The sequence below is a fragment of the uncultured Castellaniella sp. genome (assembly GCF_937988725.1).
Taxonomy (GTDB): Bacteria; Pseudomonadota; Gammaproteobacteria; order Burkholderiales; family Burkholderiaceae_B; genus Castellaniella.
Map to the genome: position 1 here is coordinate 640,609 of NZ_CALKHS010000010.1, position 16,262 is coordinate 656,870.

Consider the following 16,262-nt stretch of genomic DNA (forward strand, 5'->3'; position numbering starts at 1 on the left):
GGCCTGTCTGGAGCATTTCCCATGACCGCACCCACCCGCCTGCCCTTCCAGCGGGCCAGCTCTGTGCTGCGCCTGTCCGCCGCCATGCAACGCGCCCAGCAAAAGGCCCAGCAAGCGATTGCCGCCGCCGCTGAAAAAGAGGCTCACACTCCGGCCCCCTTCATCGTGCCCGGCATCAACGAAACGGCCCGCGCCATCCCCAACTACATCGCTCGCAGTTCCATCTTTGCTCCGGTGCGGCGTGGCTGGCGTCCCCTGCACGATGACACGGTGTTTTTGGAAGGCAGCAACATCCTGCTCAAAGGCTCGGGCAAGCAACTGACCGAAGACCACGCCGACATCTGGATGCATGCCATGTACCTGCAAACCACGGCACTGCTGGGCGAAGCCCCCTCCATCAACCGGGCGGATTTCCTGCGCGGCATGGGCAGGCCCACTGGAGGCAGCGCCTATGAATGGTTGCACGAAGGCATGAAAGACCTGGCCCGTTTTACCCTGTGCATCGAGGCCAGGCGCAAAGACGGCTCGGTGAAATACAGCTACGGCAATCACCCGTCAGCCCGTGTGCTGGCCATGATCGGCGGGTTCGACTACGACGAACGCAGCGGCAGCTATACGATCTACGCCGATCCGCGCTGGGCGCAAATCTTCGGCAATCGGGAATATGCCCTGGTGGACTGGACCAAGCGCCTGCAAATGCGTCACGACCTGTCCAAAAGCCTGCAACGGCTGATCGGCACATCCGCCGACATCCAGCAGAAATACAGTCTGGACATCTTGAAGGACCGCGCCCAATACACCGGACGGATGCGTGATTTCAAAGCCAGTCTGGAGCGCAGCCTGACCGAACTGGAAGCCCTGGAAGTGATCGCGGCCCCCCGCATCGAAGCGGCAAGCCGGGGCCACGAACAGGCGGTCTGGACCCGCCTGGACCGCTGAATCGGCACCGCTGCCCAAGCCCGCAAGCGGCTCAAAAATCGGGCAGAAATTGATCAATTCCAGCCTGTGGATAAGTCATCCCAGCCATCGTCATAACATCGCACCCGCATCGTCATAGCATCGCGGGTTCTCGTCATAGCATCGCGCTTTGTCGTCATAACATCGCACCCCCACCTTCGGAAACCTTTTATCCATGCGGGTTTCCAGACATCGCAACGCCTTCTACCTTCTTTCTATCTTTCTTCTACCAGAAGCGGTCTGTGGATAAACCCCTCGTCCCTCCACCCTGATCGCAGCACACCCCGTCCGTCTCCATCCACCACACCGGGCAGCCGCCTGGTGGCGGCTGGGGTTCGGCAACGGAGCGACTTCCGCCCATCCGGGCACCCCCTTCTCAATCCTCACGACCGCCCTTCCAAGCGACAGGGCAAAGGAGTTCTCATGCACTCGAATCTTGACACGCGACTGCTGGCCATCGCCCAACGTGCCGCCCGTGAAGGCATCGGCGCACTGAGCCTGGGCGAAGCACTGACCGCCGCCCTGGTGCTGGATCGCAATGACTGGCTGCACGAACGCGGCTACAGCATCGCCGATGCCCTGGAGCGGATCGGCACCGATTGGGCCGCCCGCGTCCCGGCTGTCGCCCGGCAGTTCCAGACCGATCTGGCCCAGGCCCAACTGCGCTTCTCCTTTGAAATCGTGCCCCGCAGCGGCGACGGCGAAGGCTACTTGCTGCGGCTGCTGGACCAGGGCGAAGAAGTCGGCTGCGGCCACTTCCCGGCACGCGGCAAATCCGTGCGCTTTGCCGATGACCAATGCGCCTATGACGAGGCCCACGCGGCGGGCCTGGCATGGCTGGACGGCAAACAGGCCCAGGCGCTGCCTGCGCTGCAACACTGATTCGCAAGGCAAGCCCCGATGACTGAACACCCCACCAAACCCGATCCCGTGGCCCATTACCGGGCCGTGCTGGACAGCCTGGACCCGCGCTTGCGCATCGCCGCCAAGCTGCGGGCCTTGTTCCCGATGATTGAAACGCAGTTGGCCGCAGGCGTCCCCCATGCCGCCATCATGGAGGACCTGGCCCAGGCCGGGCTGGCCGTGCGGCCCACGACCTACATCACCACACTGCGCCGCTGGCGCAAGGCCAACCGTCCCCAAACAGCCCCAGCCGTCCCTGTGGCCCCCCCCACACCCACGGCGCACCGCATCGCGCCTGACACACCGCGCACCACACCCACTCCACCGCCCATGGATGCCATCCAAGGGCGGCCCCACGGCATTGAAACGCCCAGCGACCTCCGGCAAATCCGCAACATGCGGGTAGACCTGGAGGCCCTGCGGCGCGAAGGCCTGGAACAACGCCAGAAAGCTACCAACCCCACTCCCCAAGACAAGGAATGAACCCATGAAAGTCGCAGTCCTCAACTACACCGGCTCGGTCGGCAAAACCGTCGTTGCCTCTCACCTGCTGGCCCCGCGCATGAATGGCGCACAGATTTTTGCCGTCGAGTCCACCAACGAAACCGGCGCTGATCTGGGCCTGTCGGTCGATCAGTTGCGCGGTGAACACTTCGGACGGCTGTTCCGCGAACTGCTCACCCGTGACGATGCCATCGTGGATGTCGGGGCCAGCAACATCGAAGACTTCCTGGCGCACATGATGCGCTACGAGGGTGCCCACGAAGAAATCAGCTACTTTGTCCTGCCGGTCATCAACACCGGCAAGGCCCAGCGTGAAACCATCAAGACGGTGGCCGCGCTGGCAGGCCTGGGGGTCGCCCCGGACCGGGTGCGGCTGCTGTTCAATCGCGTGGAAACCAGCGTCGAGGAAGAATTCCCGTCACTGCTGGCCTATGCCGCCAAAACCGGCGAAGCCCAGGCCAACCCCAAAGCGGCCATTTTCGAGAACGAAGTGTTTGAACTGCTGGCCGATCTGCGCACGACCATTGCCGATGTGCTGGCCGACCAGACCGACTACCGGGCGCTGTTGCAGCAAACAGACCGCAGTGACCATGACCGTATCTCGCACCTGAGCAACATGCATGCCTTGCGAGCCTTGGCCCGGCCCGTGGATCGGCAGATGCATGCAGCCTTTGCCGCCCTCTTTGCGTGAACGCCATGGACACATCCCCCAACCCGGCTGGGGGCCAGGCCCGCACCAAGCTGGATTTGCTGTACCGCGAGGTGCTGGGCGAGGTCGCCAGCCTGGTGGACCGGCTGGAGGCCATCGGCCACCGCCAGGACCAGGCCCAGCCGCACATCCAGGCGCTGACCGAAGCCCTGCAACTGCTCCCCCAGCAACTGGACCGCCACCTGGCGGCCACCTTGCGCGAAGTCGCCACGCCCATCCATGAACAATCGCAACACGCCATGCAGGCCATGCTGGACGCCACAGGCGTCCGGCTGACGCACCTGGCCGAAGAATCCGCGCAATGCGCCCGGATCACCCGGCAGGCAGCACGGCGCATGACGGTCCTCGCCATGGTCATCGGCGGCGCATCCGGCATCCTGGGCGGGATGCTGGCTGGGCTGGCCCTGGGTCAATGGCTCGTTTCTTGAAGGCACAACCCCCATGTCTACCCTGCTCTCCCCTATCACGCGGCGGCGCATTGCCGCTGTGTCCCTCGCCGTCTTTCCGATCAGCGCCTGGATGACTGCCGCCACCTACGGCAGCGGCATGACCTGGCAGGACTGGGATGGCCGCACAGCCTGGCATTTCGTGAAACTGACACCAGGCTATCCGCTGCTGTACGGGGCGCTGGGCATCGGCCTGCTCGCCGCCCTGGCGTTGATCCTGTTCGTAGGCCGCACAGCGAAAACCGAAGGGTTTGAAGGTGCGGCGTACAAACGCTTTGTCCGGGGCACCCGCATGACCACAGCCAAACACCTGGCCAAGCTCTGCACCGAACCCGGTCAGCAACAGATCGACGTGGCAGGCATCCCGATGCCAACCGCCAATGAAAACCTGCATCTGCTGGTCAGCGGGGCCACCGGGTCGGGCAAATCCGTGCTGCTGCGCAATATGGCGGCCTCCGTGCAGGCCCGATCAACAAGCTCAGCCCGCAAACTGCTGCGCAATGACCGCATGATCGTCATTGATCCGAACGGCGACATGCTGAGCAAGTTCTGGCAACCCGGCGATGTGATCCTGAACCCGTATGACGCCCGCAGCGAAGGCTGGTCACTGTTCAACGAGGTGCGGGCCGACTACGACTGGAAGCACCTGGCGCGTTCCCTGGTCCCCATGAGCCAGGACAAAAACGCAGAGGAATGGAACGATTTTGGCCGTCTGCTGCTGCGCGAAACGGCGAAAAAGCTCTATCAGCTACAGGGCAAGAAAGCCCAGATCATGGATCTGTTTCGCCTCTGCACCATCGAAGATCCCAAGACCCTCAAGCAATTCCTGGAAGGCACACTGGCAGAGTCCCTGTTTGTCGGTTCCAGTGAGGCCAGCAAGGCGCTGTCCTCGGCCCGATTCGTACTGTCCAACAAGCTGTCGGAACACACCAGCATGAAGCCTGGCCCATTTTCCATCCGCGGCTGGCTGGATGATCCCCAGGCTGGCAACCTATATATCAACTGGCGCGAAGACATGATGCATGCCATGAAGCCGCTGGTATCGGCCTGGGTCGATGTGTTCATCACATCCATTCTGTCCATGCCCGAACACACCGACAGGCGCTGGTGGCTGTTCATTGACGAACTGGCCAGCCTCGAAGGCCTGCCGTCGCTGGAGGCCGGGCTGACGAAAGGCCGCAAGAATGGGCTGCGCATCATCGCCGGATTGCAGAGCACATCCCAACTGGAACACATCTACGGGCGCACCATGGCCACTACCCTGCGGGCCAGCTTCCGCAACCTGGCGGTCCTGGGCGGATCGCGCACCGATCCGCAGACAGCCCGCGACATGAGCGAAAGCCTGGGCAAACATGAAGTCGAGCGCCCGAAATTCAGTGTTAGCCGCAGTGTCGATCACCGCAACACCTCGGATAATATGGATCGGACGACTGAGGATGTGGTAACGGCAGCGCAGATTCAGGCACTGCCGGTGCTGGAGGGGTATGTGGCGATGGCGGGGGAGTTGCCGGTGGCTCGGGTGAAAATGCCGTATCGGCGATTTTTGAACAATTCTGAATCCTTTGTAGGGATCTAATAGCCAATATCACGCCGAGAGACGCCAGATTATAAATAATTTCCAAAAATATAATTGATAGCGAGCGACTAAATGCAAAAACTAACGGGGCTATTTTTGGGAGCTGGTGCCTCATACGAAGCGGGAATGCCGTTAGTGTGGGAGTTGACCAAAGAACTAAAAAATTGGCTAACTCCAGAAAAATTGAGGACATTGAATCAAGGATGGCGCACACAAGGCGGCGGCTATCCGGATGAAGTAATAGATTCGTTTACTAGCGCACTGGAACGACCCGATTTGCATTACGAGGCCTTGCTTGGCTATCTTGAAACCCAATATCGACGACACCAACCAAATCAAGAACATTACCACGGCCTGTACTCATGGCTTGTCGAGATGGTGTACCACCTTTTATACGCTCGTCACATAAAGAATTTGGAATTTTTCCAAAAAACACTGCCATGGTATTCCGGAATACTCACCCTTGAAAACCGAAATTGTCCATTGTGGGTTTTTTCATTAAATCACGACCTAATTATTGAATCGATAGCAGCGAAATTTGACATATCAATATACAGCGGATTCAGCGAACGAAAAATATCCTTACCCCGTCGAAATCAAACAGGAGAGCAAATTGGAGAGCTGTTTGCACAAACACTCAGTGAAGATGAAATAAATGGGGCCTTGCATTTCCCAAACCCACCAAAAAAGGGAATATATTTATTGAAAATCCACGGAGCATTGGATGTTTTCGCCTATGAAGATGGAAAAAATCTACTAAAAATAACACCCAATGAAAATACTGTAGATTCACTCCTAGAATCACTTAGATCAGTAAATGAAGAGGTCTTTTATCCATTTCCTGGATCCCCCAACGGTCGAGCTAACACAATCAACGAAATAGCGTATGCAGACAAATCTGGAGAAATGCAATTCTTGCGCCGCACTCTTCTAGCAGGAGCATATAAGTTCGACGCAAGGCAGTCCCAGGTACTTCCTCATGCTTTCCTAGAACAATTCAAAACAAACATTAATTTTTTAACGTCGCTGATCTGTATAGGCTATGGCTTTGGTGATTTACATATCAATGCCGTAATTCGTGAATGGCTTGAACTCACTTCAGATCGAAGATTAAAAATAGTCAATCCAGGAGTAACGGAGATTCCAGCATTCCTGCTTCATCTCGCCCCACAGATTGAAGTCATATCCAACAGCGCAACAGATTATTTTGACTCCATCGGCAATATAACCCGCAATCAGCGAGAAAAACTAGAGAAAAGGCTCAGCGTTTGTATTCGCAGGCATGGCATAGATCAAGCCGTACAAAAAATGAATGATTTTTTTAAAGCTGACTTATCCACGAAAACAAAAGAATTAGCCAGCCTATTAAAAAAATCCCCCAACCTTTCTCTGGAAAAATATCTTGAACTAACAAGCAAAGAGAAAGATTTGAATGTAGATGACGAGATGAATGACAAACTGAAGCGTCTAGTGGAATTTTTAGAAGGCGAACACTGACAGGACCTAGGTTCTCTCTTTGCAGACATCCACAGTTGCTGTGGAAAACCCTGTGTAATCTCGCCCCCCCTTCTCCCAACAGCAAGCACTGACGCGACTTTCGCCTCCGCTGGCTGATCTTTAACCATCCCCATCCCGGAGCATCCATGATCTCGCACAGCCAGATCTATCGGGTCCGTGCGGCCCTCGCTACCCACTACTATGCCGACCAGGCCGATGACTACTACAGCCGTGACGGCAGCGCCGCCACTTGGCAGGGTGAAGGTGCCCGCCGCCTGGGCGCGGTTGGTGCCATTGACCCAGCCCGCTTCAAAGCGATGCTCCAGGGCGATTTTGGCCACGGGATCACGGCCAGTCAATCCGTGCGCAAAGATGCCAAAGCCCGTGCTGCGCTGGACCTGACCTTTGGTGCGCCCAAAAGCATCACGCTGCAGGCGCTGATCGGCGGTGACGAGCGCCTGATCCAGGCCAATGATGATGCCGTCGCCACGGCGCTGGCCTATGTGGAAAAGCACCTGGCCATGGGCCGACGCAAGGAAGGCGGCAAATCCCGTGTGGAACACACCGGCAATCTGATCATCGCCAAATTCCGCCATGAAACCGCACGGCCCACGGAAGGCGCGGCCCCCGATCCCCATTTACATGTCCACGCCCTGCTGATGAATCTGACCCAGCGGGCCGATGGCCAATGGGTGGCGCTGTCCAATGAACAGATTTTTCAACTCCTGCGCGTCACGGATTCCATCTACCAGGCCACGCTGGAACGCAATGTCCGGACGCTGGGTTACGCCGTGCGCCATGAGAAAAACCATATCGAACTGGCGCACATCAGCCGTCAGCAGGTCGAGTTTTTCAGCAAACGCAGCGCCGGGATTACGGCGGAGCTGGCCGCGCGCGGCACCAGCCGCGACCAAGCCCCCCATGCACTGCGCCAGGGCATCAATCTGGCCCACCGGCAAGCCAAAGCCCAGGACATGAGCCACGCTGAACTGCATCAGAGCTGGAAGGAGGCCGCAGCCGCCATCGGCATCCAGTTTGGGCAGGCAGGACCACAGGCCCAGCCGCGACATGAAGCAGATCGATCTTCTCCACTGGTGGCCCAGGCATCGTTGACCTGGGCCATTTCGCATTTGGCCGAACGCGAATCGGTCATGCCCTTGGCCGATCTGCTGCAACAGGCCGTGCGCCATGCCGGGGGTCATACCGACGTGACCAGCATCCAGGCCGTCATCCAGGCACAGGTCCAGGCAGGCACACTGATCCGCGAAGCGCCCCACTACCGCAGCACCCAGGACACCCAGGCGGCACCCATGACCCGTGAGGGCTGGGCCGCAGAAGTTGTGCGCCTGAGCGGATCGTCGCACGAGTCTGCCTTGCAGCTCGTAGACCAGGCCATTGCCCAGGGACGGTTGCTGATGGAAAGCCCGCGCTACGCCACCCGGCAGGCGCATGAAGCTGAATCCCGCATCCTGGCGACGGAACAGGCCGGGCGCGGCACCTGGCTGGCCGCCCTGCCCGCCCAGGCTATCGAAACCGGGCTGGATGCCCGTCTGACGGCAGGGCAACGTGAGGCGGTCATGCTGATCACCACGGACGCCAACCAGATCAGCGGCATCCAGGGGTTAGCCGGTACAGGTAAATCCTTCGCCCTGCAGAACGCCCAGACCGTACTGCAACAGCACCACCGGGCCTTGGTAGCACTGGCCCCCTACGGCAACATGGTGCGCAATCTGCGTAACGATGGCGTCCAGGCCAATACCGTCGCCTCGGTGCTGGCCGCCCGTGACAAACGCAGCTTCACGGACCGCCTGGGGCCGCACACCGTGGTGGTCATTGATGAGGCCGGGGTGGTGCCCGTGCGCCAGATGGACAAACTGCTGGCGCTGATCCAGCCGACCGGGGCCAAAATGGTGCTGCTGGGCGACACGGCACAGACCAAGGCCATCGAGGCGGGCCGCGCCTTTGCCATGATGCAGGAGCAGGGCATGAAAACCGTACTCATGGGCGACATCCAGCGCCAGCAGTCCGAACGGCTGCGCCAGGCCGTGCAACTGGCCGCCACCGGCCAAGCCAGCCAGTCCCTGCCGCTGCTGGATCAGGTACTGACCATCCCCGATCAGTTCGACGTGGATGAGCACGGCCACAAGACCCGCGATAGCTCTGACCGCTATGAGGCCATTGCCCAAGCCTATGTCTCGCTGCCTGAACGCGAACAGGCCAGTACGCTGGTCGTCACCGGCACCAACGCTTCGCGCCAGGCCATCAATGCCCGCATCCATGCGCTGCGCGGCCTAGAGGGCAAAGGCCAGCGTTACCGGCTGCTGGCCCGCCATGACACCACCCGCGCCCAGCGCAGCGTGGCCCGCTACTACACGGTGGGCGATATCGTGGTGCCCGAACGGGATTACCAATGCGGCCTGAAACGCGGTGAACGCTATCGCGTCATCGGCATGCCCCAGTATGACCGCATTACGGTGGCGCCGCTGCGCCCGGACGCAGCCGACCAGCCCCCCATCGACATCATCCCCAGGACGATGAGCCGCCTGTCGGTCTATCACCTGAACGAATCGGAGTTATCCGTAGGGGATCAGGTCCGTATCACGCGCAATGATGCCCGCCATGATCTGGTCAACGGACAACTGGCCAAGGTGGTCGAGGTCCAGGCCGACCGCATCACCATCGCGGCAGGCAACCGGCACATCACCCTGCCCGCCGACCAGCCGCTGCACCTGGACTATGCCTATACCAGCACCGCGCACAGCGCCCAGGGGCTGACCTGCGACCGGGTGCTGTACAACGCAGAAAGTTTCAGCCGCACCACGGCCCAGGACACCTATTACGTCAGTATTTCGCGGGAACGGCATGCCGTCACGGTCTTCACCGACGATGCGGAAAAACTGCCCGAACGGGTGGACCGGCAGGGATACAAAGGGCTGGCGCATGACCTGGTGCAAGCGCAGATGGCGCACCCCGTCATGCAGCCACATGAACCGCAAACCGTCCTCGATGCACAGCCGGCCCCAGCCCTCGAAATCGAATGACACCAGCCTGTCTGCCATCCGTCCCCAGACTGTCGCGCTGAAGTCCCCAGGCAGTATTGCTCATGCCCTGCGCGTGTCGCAGCAATGTCGCCGCATTGTCTCTCTCATGTCCCAAGGGTGCCTCTAACCCAGCATTTACCCAGGTAGCACATCCGTCTACGGCGCTTTAGGCCACGGCTGTGGCCGCCAGTTCCGCCGATAGACCAATGCTTTAGGTGATTGCGGTGCCCTATGTGTTCCACAATCCAGGAATCGGCCCAATCCCCGCAAACCCTTGGTGGTCAAGGCTTTTCGGCTCCCCGCCAGGGGTGCGTCATGTGTGGGACGTTTAAGGCCACAAATGAGCGTCAGCGAATTTGGGGACAAATGGCCCAGCCTGACCGGAAACCGGGCAGGCAGCGTCACCCAGCAGGGACCCAGGCGCAGCCTGGGACAAGCGCACCAGGCAGACAGAAACCCGCCACCAAAGCACGGCAACGGGCAGATGCAAAAAGGGCCGCAGAAGCGACCCGGTGAACGGCGGGTTATGCCTCAAGGGCAGGGTCTGGGGATTTGATCCGCATCGGCTCCGGCACCCAATGCTTACCGGCCAGGGCCAGGGCGGCGGCATCGACGGCGGCGCCCTTCTTCATCGCGGCCAGGGGCAGTGCAGCATCCGCGCCTGCGCCCTCGGTGACAACCTGGGCAATCATGCCCTTGCTGACATGCTGCAGAAAACTCGGTCTGGTGGGTTCCCACCATTGGACGATGTCGGTTCCTGCGGTCGCAGCCAGGACATCAAGCGGCGTCGCCTGATCGGTGTCCTGGTGCTGGACGCCCTGCACCGTTCCGGCAATGCAAAACGCCAGCAGTTCAACCAGGGTTTGCTGATCCTGGGCCAGCGCCCAGGCCAGGGCATCGGACGTCACCTGCCCCTGGTCCGTCGGCAGGATGTCCAACCAGTGCTGGCGCATGTCGCTCATGACTTTTGCGGCCTTGCTGTCGGCATAATCCGGCGCGTGGGTATCGAGGGCTTCACCGCGTAGCGACACCCCCAGTCCAAACCCCCGCGCCCACCCCGGCCCCAGCGTTTCCTGGGCAAGCTGGGCGACCAGGACGGCCAGCGCGATGGCGGGTTTCCCGGCCAGATCAGCAGCAACCGCGCCAACTTTGTTGGCCGTCAACTGGCGTATGAGGCGTTCGGAATACGCGGGCCGGGTCGTCGGCGCTGGCAACGAGGTGCGCAGCGCCACCGCATCGCCGCCCTCGCCTGCTGCGGTCTGTGCAGCCGCCTGCACGGCGCGGCGATCCTCGGGCCGAATCAAACCATACGTGGTGTTCAGTTCTCCGCTGTGGTCGATGTAGACGCCAACACCGGCGATTTTCTTCGCTTCGTCGGGCCAGACCTTGGCGGCATCGGTGATGGCAGCGCGTTGGTCTTTCAGCGTTTCCAGTTCCTCATTCATCTGATCCCAGGCGTCCCCGCAGTCCTCATCGGCCTCCGCCAGCACATCCATGTCGTGATCCAGCACATCAATGCGTTTCGTCAGGGCCTTGACCTGGGCGGCTTCGCCTTTCGTCAGCTCGCGGGGTTCTGCATAGACGCGCCCATATTTGCTGCTGTAGCCAGCCCAGCCCGCCTCATCGAATGACAGCGCCGTTTCAATCCAGGCCCAGCCGTCACCCAACCGCGTCAGATCGGTCTGCATCTTGTCGGTTGCGACGGCTTTCAGAATGTCGGGATCGTGCAGGTAGATGCTGCGCAAATCGCCACCATCAGCAAATAGGTCTTGGGTCACCCGGCCCCCAGCCGCCTCATAGGCGTCCAGCCCGACATACTTGGCCAGGGCACGGTCGGCGGTCCAGGCCTCATCCATCAGACCCTGACGGATGTGGGATGGCTGGGTGTTTTTCCTGTCCCAGCGATCCATACGCGCCCACAACTCCCGCTGCCGGTCCTGGTCGTCGGTGATCGCAAAGGCCATGAGGACCGATAAGCTCATCTCGTCATCCCGGTATGCCTGCAACAACTCGGGGGCGACATGAGCCAGCTTCATACGGCCCCGGACATAGTTTGCTTGTTTCCCGAATCGGGCGGCGACATCCTCGATGGTGCTGCCCTGGTCGATCAATCCCGCGAACGCTTCAAACTCATCGGCGGGGTGCATGTCCTCGCGCAGGGTGTTTTCGGCAAGGGAGGCTTCCAGCCCTTGGGTGTTGGGAACGATCAGCACCGGGACGGGCCGATCTTCGGGCCACCGACCATCGGTCATCAGTAACTGGATTGCGGCCCAGCGTCGGCCCCCGGCGACTACTTCATACTGGCCACGCTTCTTGCTTTTCACAACAACCAGGTTTTGCAGCAGACCGCCCTGGGCGGCGATGGATTCGGCCAACTCAGCCAAGGGCTGCTGCCCCGGTTTTTTGCGGGCCTGGTAGCGTTCCGACAGGATGAGGTGCTTGGGCAGGATCTCAGTGCGGCCAGCGGTGGGCAGTGTCGTGGTCATGGTGTCGGCCCTCATCAGTGGATGGTCTTGGATTCATGCGCGGCAGGCTGGCGCAACAGCTTGACCAGCGCCGCGATGTCGCGGCCCTTGAGCGCCGGCAGGCGCATGGGCGTATGCGAGTTGTGGACGGCCCGCACATAAATATCGAGTTTGGTAAGATCGTGTTTCATCGCTAATGCTCCCTCAAATGGTGTAGCGGTGTGTGCCCCTGGATCGGTTGCCGCCGCCCAGGGGCTTTTAGTTTTCAGTCGGATTAGAACGGGATGTCGCTCGGATCGTCGGCCAGATTGCTGGCCGCAGGCTGCGCAGCAGGTGCGGCGCTGCGCCCACCCCGTTTACGCGACTGTGCGGGCTTGCTGGTCTTGGGGCCATCCTGGCCCGCATCGTCACCCGCAGCGGGGCCACCCTCACGGCCACCCAGCATCTGCATCTGATCGGCCACGATTTCGGTGCTGTAGCGGTCCGCGCCGGTTTCCTTGTCTTGCCATTTGCGGGTTTTCAGACGGCCCTCGATGTAGACGGAACGGCCCTTCTTCAAATACTCGCCCGCGATTTCGGCCAGGCGGTTGTAGAACACCACCCGATGCCATTCTGTTTCCTCGCGCTTCTCGCCCGTGGCCTTGTCCTTCCATTGGGTCATCGTGGCAATCGAAGCATTGCAGATCGCGGCACCGTCCGGGCTGTAGCGCACTTCGGGATCGCGGCCCAGGTTGCCGATGAGGATGACTTTGTTGACTGATGCCATGGTGTTTCTCCTTGCTTTCCGTGGTTGGGATTTCAGCGACAGCCGCTGTCAATGCTCCGCACCGCGAAGCATTGGCCGGGGTTGTCAGTCCTCGTTGGGCTGGCTGATCGTGATGACCGGCTCACCAGCATCCCCGGCACCGATGCGCATGGTCAGCACCGCGCTACGCGGACGGATGCCCCGGCCTTCGCGTGGCACCCGCAGCACTTCAAAGGCGCAGCAGCCAGCCCCTGCCGCCCGCAGTGCAGCCCGGTGCGCCATCCACACCACATCCCACAAGCGCCCCGCCTCGTCCTGGCTCGTCGCCTTGCGCCGGTCGGTTTCTTCGGTCCACTCCACACAATCGGCCCAGGCGGCGCGGGTCATGGCGACAGGCACCGTAAACCCGGCTTCGCGGGCCGTCGCGGTGACATCCACCAGCACACCATCTGCAATCGCATCGGCGCGGCTGTAGACATGGATCAGGTCTGATGCTTCAAACAGCTTGTTCATGGTTTCCATCCTTCAAAAAAGCCTTTTGGGGCTGGTTTTCCTGCTGACCGGATTCGAAGATTCTTGAGCCGGATCGTTGAAACGATGTGGGGGGATTGATCCTGGCTCCCGGTGTTGCCGCCGTCTTTCGTGAGTTCCGTCGCCGTGCCGATCTGGACCATGCAGCGGCCAGTCGGAGAGGGTCGTGGAATAAATGGAGGGGACCCGCGCAGCGGGGGGCAGCCGTTTATGCCGCGAAAGCCCTCGGAGGCTGGACGCGGAGTGGTACACGTCGGCGGTTTAGGCGGCGGGACTCACGAAAGACGGGGATGTCGGCAGTGGCGCGAACCGGTCGCCCCACATCGGCTGCGCGGCGAGCGCCCCTAGCCGCGCCCGCACGGGCGCGGCTCCATCTGCGGCCAGCGGCCGCCTGGCAAGCGAAGCGCGCAGCGCCGCAAGGCGCGAAGGCGTGAGCAACTGTCTTGCGAGTCAAGCGAGTAGGCCTGATTCAACTAGGACAATTTCCCTATTAGTTCAATAATTGATGTATTATTGAACCATGAACGAAGCCCAAATTGTTTCCGCCCTCAGTGCCTTGGCCCATGCCCAGCGCCTGCGCGTGTTCCGCGCCTTGGTCATCGCCGGTCCAGACGGACTGACACCCAGCGTCATGGCTGAACAACTCGACGTGGCCCGCAGTGCGCTGTCCTTCCATCTGAAGGAATTGACCCATGCCAGCCTCATCACTGTTGAGCAGCAGGGCCGCAACCTGATCTACCGCGCCGACTTCCTGCAGATGAACGGGCTGCTCGGCTACCTGACCGAGCACTGCTGCCAGGGCGGCACCTGCGAAGTCACCGAATCCCCTGATTTCCCCCGCTCCTGCACTTCCTGCTGAAAGGACTCCGCCATGAAACGCTTCCACGTCCACCTGCACGTCGATGACCTGAACCGCAGCATCGGCTTCTATTCGCAGCTGTTCGCCGCATCGCCAGCCCGCGTCGAAACCGATTACGCAAAATGGATGCTCGAAGACCCGCCGGTGAACTTCGCCATCTCCACGCGCGGCAGCAAGCCGGGCATCGACCACCTGGGCATCCAGACCGACGATGCCCAGGAACTGGCCGCCCTCAAGGCCCGCGCCGAAGCAGCCGACATGACGCTGTTGGATGAGGGCTCCACAACCTGTTGCTATGCTCGCAGCGAGAAGCACTGGATCACCGACCCACAGGGCATAGCCTGGGAGCATTTCCACACACTGGGCAATATTCCGGTCTTCAACGAAACACAGCACCCTGCACCTGCCCCCGCCTCGGCGTGCTGCTCGGGCTCCTCTCGCACAACCTGCTGCTAACGCGAAGCTACCCATGACCCAAGCCACCACGGCTGGCCGTGCGCCAGCCATCCCCGCCATGAGCGTCTTCGAGCGATTCCTGACCGTCTGGGTGCTGCTGTGCATCGTCGTCGGCATTGCCCTGGGCCAATTCGCCCCCAGTGTGTTCCAGGCCATCGGCCGCATGGAGATCGCCCAGGTTAATTTGCCCGTGGGTCTGTTGATCTGGGTCATGATTATTCCGATGCTGCTCAAGGTGGACTTCGGTGCCCTAGGCCAGGTCAGGCAGCATTGGCGTGGCATCGGCGTGACGCTGTTCGTGAACTGGGCGATCAAGCCGTTCTCGATGGCTCTGCTGGCCTGGATCTTCATCCGCCAGGTCTTCGCGCAGTGGCTCCCCGCCGACCAGCTCGACAGCTATGTTGCCGGCCTGATCCTGCTCGCCGCTGCACCTTGCACGGCGATGGTCTTTGTCTGGAGCCGACTGACCGGGGGCGATCCGGTGTTCACGTTGTCGCAAGTGGCCTTGAACGACACCATCATGGTGTTCGCCTTCGCGCCCATCGTCGGCCTGCTGCTCGGCCTGTCGGCTATCGCAGTACCGTGGGACACGCTGCTGGTGTCCGTCGGGCTCTATATCGTCGTACCGGTGATCTTGGCCCAGATTTGGCGCCGTGTACTGCTGCGCCGAGGCCGGGCCGCGTTCGAGGCCGCGCTGGCGCACATCGGTCCGCTGTCCATCGCGGCGCTGCTGCTCACGCTGGTGCTGTTGTTCGCCTTCCAGGGACAAGCCATCCTGCAACAGCCGCTGGTGATCGCCATGCTGGCGGTGCCGATCCTAATCCAGGTGTTCTTCAACTCCGGGCTGGCATACTGGCTCAACCGCCGGTTGGGCGAGCAGCACAGCATTGCCTGCCCCTCGGCGCTGATCGGCGCGAGCAACTTCTTCGAGCTGGCCGTGGCTGCCGCCATCAGCCTGTTCGGCTTCCAGTCCGGCGCTGCGCTGGCTACCGTGGTCGGTGTGCTAATCGAAGTGCCTGTGATGCTGCTGGTCGTGCGTGTGGCCAACCGCTCGCGCGACTGGTACGAGTGCAGCCCGAACCCCTCAGCCCGATAATCAGGACATCCCAATGAGCGCCATCACGATCTATCACAACCCCGCCTGCGGCACGTCGCGCAACGTGCTCGCCATGATCCGCAACAGCGGCGAGGAACCCACAATCATCGAGTACCTGAAGACTCCGCCCGACCGTGCCACACTGGTCAAGCTGCTGACCGATGCGGACCTGAGCGTACGCGACGTGCTGCGCGAGAAGGGGACGCCCTATGCCGAACTCGATCTGGGCGACTCCAAATGGACGGATGACCAGTTGCTCGATTTCATCGAACAACACCCCATCCTCATCAACCGGCCCATCGTTGTCACGCCATTGGGCACGCGCTTGTGCCGACCCTCGGAAGCTGTGCTGGACATCCTGCCGCAGCCACAGCGCGGCGCCTTCAGCAAGGAAGACGGCGAGGCGGTCGTGGACGCCAAGGGTCACAGGGTCTGATACCTTCCGCGCAGACGATCTGGTAGTCTGAATCTACCATT

General features: G+C 61.0%; 16 protein-coding genes. 12 read left to right on the forward strand and 4 right to left on the reverse strand.

All coding sequences use genetic code 11. The annotated features are described in order from the left end of the window. Positions 1 to 21: 21 nt before the first annotated feature. The 8 genes from Q0263_RS13495 (at position 22) to mobF (ending at position 9,633) form a co-directional block, all read left to right on the forward strand. Positions 22 to 939, forward strand: coding sequence for a TrfA (locus Q0263_RS13495; RefSeq protein ID WP_298017104.1), 918 nt, complete (start codon positions 22 to 24; stop codon positions 937 to 939). Between the two features lie 441 nt (positions 940 to 1,380). Beyond that, positions 1,381 to 1,839 carry a hypothetical protein gene (locus Q0263_RS13500; protein WP_298017107.1) on the forward strand — a complete coding sequence of 153 codons (459 nt, stop codon included), beginning with the start codon at positions 1,381 to 1,383 and terminating at the stop codon, positions 1,837 to 1,839. Between the two features lie 18 nt (positions 1,840 to 1,857). After that, positions 1,858 to 2,343: a hypothetical protein gene (locus Q0263_RS13505; protein ID WP_298017110.1), complete on the forward strand. Its 486-nt coding sequence runs from the start codon at positions 1,858 to 1,860 to the stop codon at positions 2,341 to 2,343. 4 nt (positions 2,344 to 2,347) lie between these two features. Next, positions 2,348 to 3,055, forward strand: a complete 708-nt coding sequence (gene stbB, locus Q0263_RS13510) for a StbB family protein (protein WP_298017113.1) — start codon at positions 2,348 to 2,350, stop codon at positions 3,053 to 3,055. A 5-nt stretch (positions 3,056 to 3,060) separates the two neighbouring features. Continuing rightward, a complete protein-coding gene (locus Q0263_RS13515; RefSeq protein WP_298017116.1) occupies positions 3,061 to 3,501 on the forward strand; it encodes a hypothetical protein in 441 nt (146 codons plus the stop codon). Between the two features lie 13 nt (positions 3,502 to 3,514). Continuing rightward, complete coding sequence (locus Q0263_RS13520; RefSeq protein ID WP_298017117.1) at positions 3,515 to 5,095, forward strand: type IV secretion system DNA-binding domain-containing protein; 1,581 nt, start codon at positions 3,515 to 3,517, stop codon at positions 5,093 to 5,095. 72 nt (positions 5,096 to 5,167) lie between these two features. Beyond that, positions 5,168 to 6,592, forward strand: a complete 1,425-nt coding sequence (locus Q0263_RS13525; protein WP_298017120.1) for a hypothetical protein — start codon at positions 5,168 to 5,170, stop codon at positions 6,590 to 6,592. A 146-nt stretch (positions 6,593 to 6,738) separates the two neighbouring features. Next, on the forward strand, positions 6,739 to 9,633 hold the full coding sequence (gene mobF / locus Q0263_RS13530; RefSeq protein WP_298017123.1) for a MobF family relaxase: 2,895 nt from the start codon (positions 6,739 to 6,741) through the stop codon (positions 9,631 to 9,633). A gap of 524 nt (positions 9,634 to 10,157) precedes the next feature. On the opposite strand, the gene Q0263_RS13535 is transcribed toward mobF, so the two are convergent. The 4 genes from Q0263_RS13535 to Q0263_RS13550 all read right to left on the reverse strand — a co-directional run bounded on the left by Q0263_RS13535 (position 10,158) and on the right by Q0263_RS13550 (position 13,356). Continuing rightward, on the reverse strand, positions 10,158 to 12,119 hold the full coding sequence (locus tag Q0263_RS13535) for a ParB/RepB/Spo0J family partition protein (protein ID WP_298017125.1): 1,962 nt from the start codon (positions 12,117 to 12,119) through the stop codon (positions 10,158 to 10,160). Positions 12,120 to 12,133: 14 nt separating this feature from the next. Next, complete coding sequence (locus tag Q0263_RS13540; protein WP_298017128.1) at positions 12,134 to 12,289, reverse strand: hypothetical protein; 156 nt, start codon at positions 12,287 to 12,289, stop codon at positions 12,134 to 12,136. A gap of 83 nt (positions 12,290 to 12,372) precedes the next feature. Next, positions 12,373 to 12,864, reverse strand: a complete 492-nt coding sequence (gene ssb, locus Q0263_RS13545; RefSeq protein WP_298017131.1) for a single-stranded DNA-binding protein — start codon at positions 12,862 to 12,864, stop codon at positions 12,373 to 12,375. Positions 12,865 to 12,948: 84 nt separating this feature from the next. Then, positions 12,949 to 13,356: a DUF6573 family protein gene (locus Q0263_RS13550; RefSeq protein WP_298017134.1), complete on the reverse strand. Its 408-nt coding sequence runs from the start codon at positions 13,354 to 13,356 to the stop codon at positions 12,949 to 12,951. 538 nt (positions 13,357 to 13,894) lie between these two features. On the opposite strand from Q0263_RS13550, the gene Q0263_RS13555 reads away from it, so the two are divergent. From Q0263_RS13555 to arsC, 4 genes are read left to right on the forward strand one after another with little or no spacing between them, the layout of a single operon-like run. Next, a complete protein-coding gene (locus Q0263_RS13555) occupies positions 13,895 to 14,233 on the forward strand; it encodes a helix-turn-helix domain-containing protein (RefSeq protein WP_298017136.1) in 339 nt (112 codons plus the stop codon). Between the two features lie 12 nt (positions 14,234 to 14,245). Continuing rightward, entirely contained in the window at positions 14,246 to 14,689 is a 444-nt protein-coding gene (locus Q0263_RS13560; RefSeq protein WP_298017138.1) for an ArsI/CadI family heavy metal resistance metalloenzyme, read from the forward strand. 13 nt (positions 14,690 to 14,702) lie between these two features. After that, positions 14,703 to 15,785 (forward strand): ACR3 family arsenite efflux transporter, encoded by a 1,083-nt coding sequence (gene arsB, locus Q0263_RS13565; protein WP_298017141.1) that lies wholly within the window; start codon positions 14,703 to 14,705, stop codon positions 15,783 to 15,785. 13 nt (positions 15,786 to 15,798) lie between these two features. Further along, entirely contained in the window at positions 15,799 to 16,221 is a 423-nt protein-coding gene (gene arsC, locus Q0263_RS13570) for an arsenate reductase (glutaredoxin) (RefSeq protein ID WP_298017144.1), read from the forward strand. Positions 16,222 to 16,262: the final 41 nt, after the last annotated feature.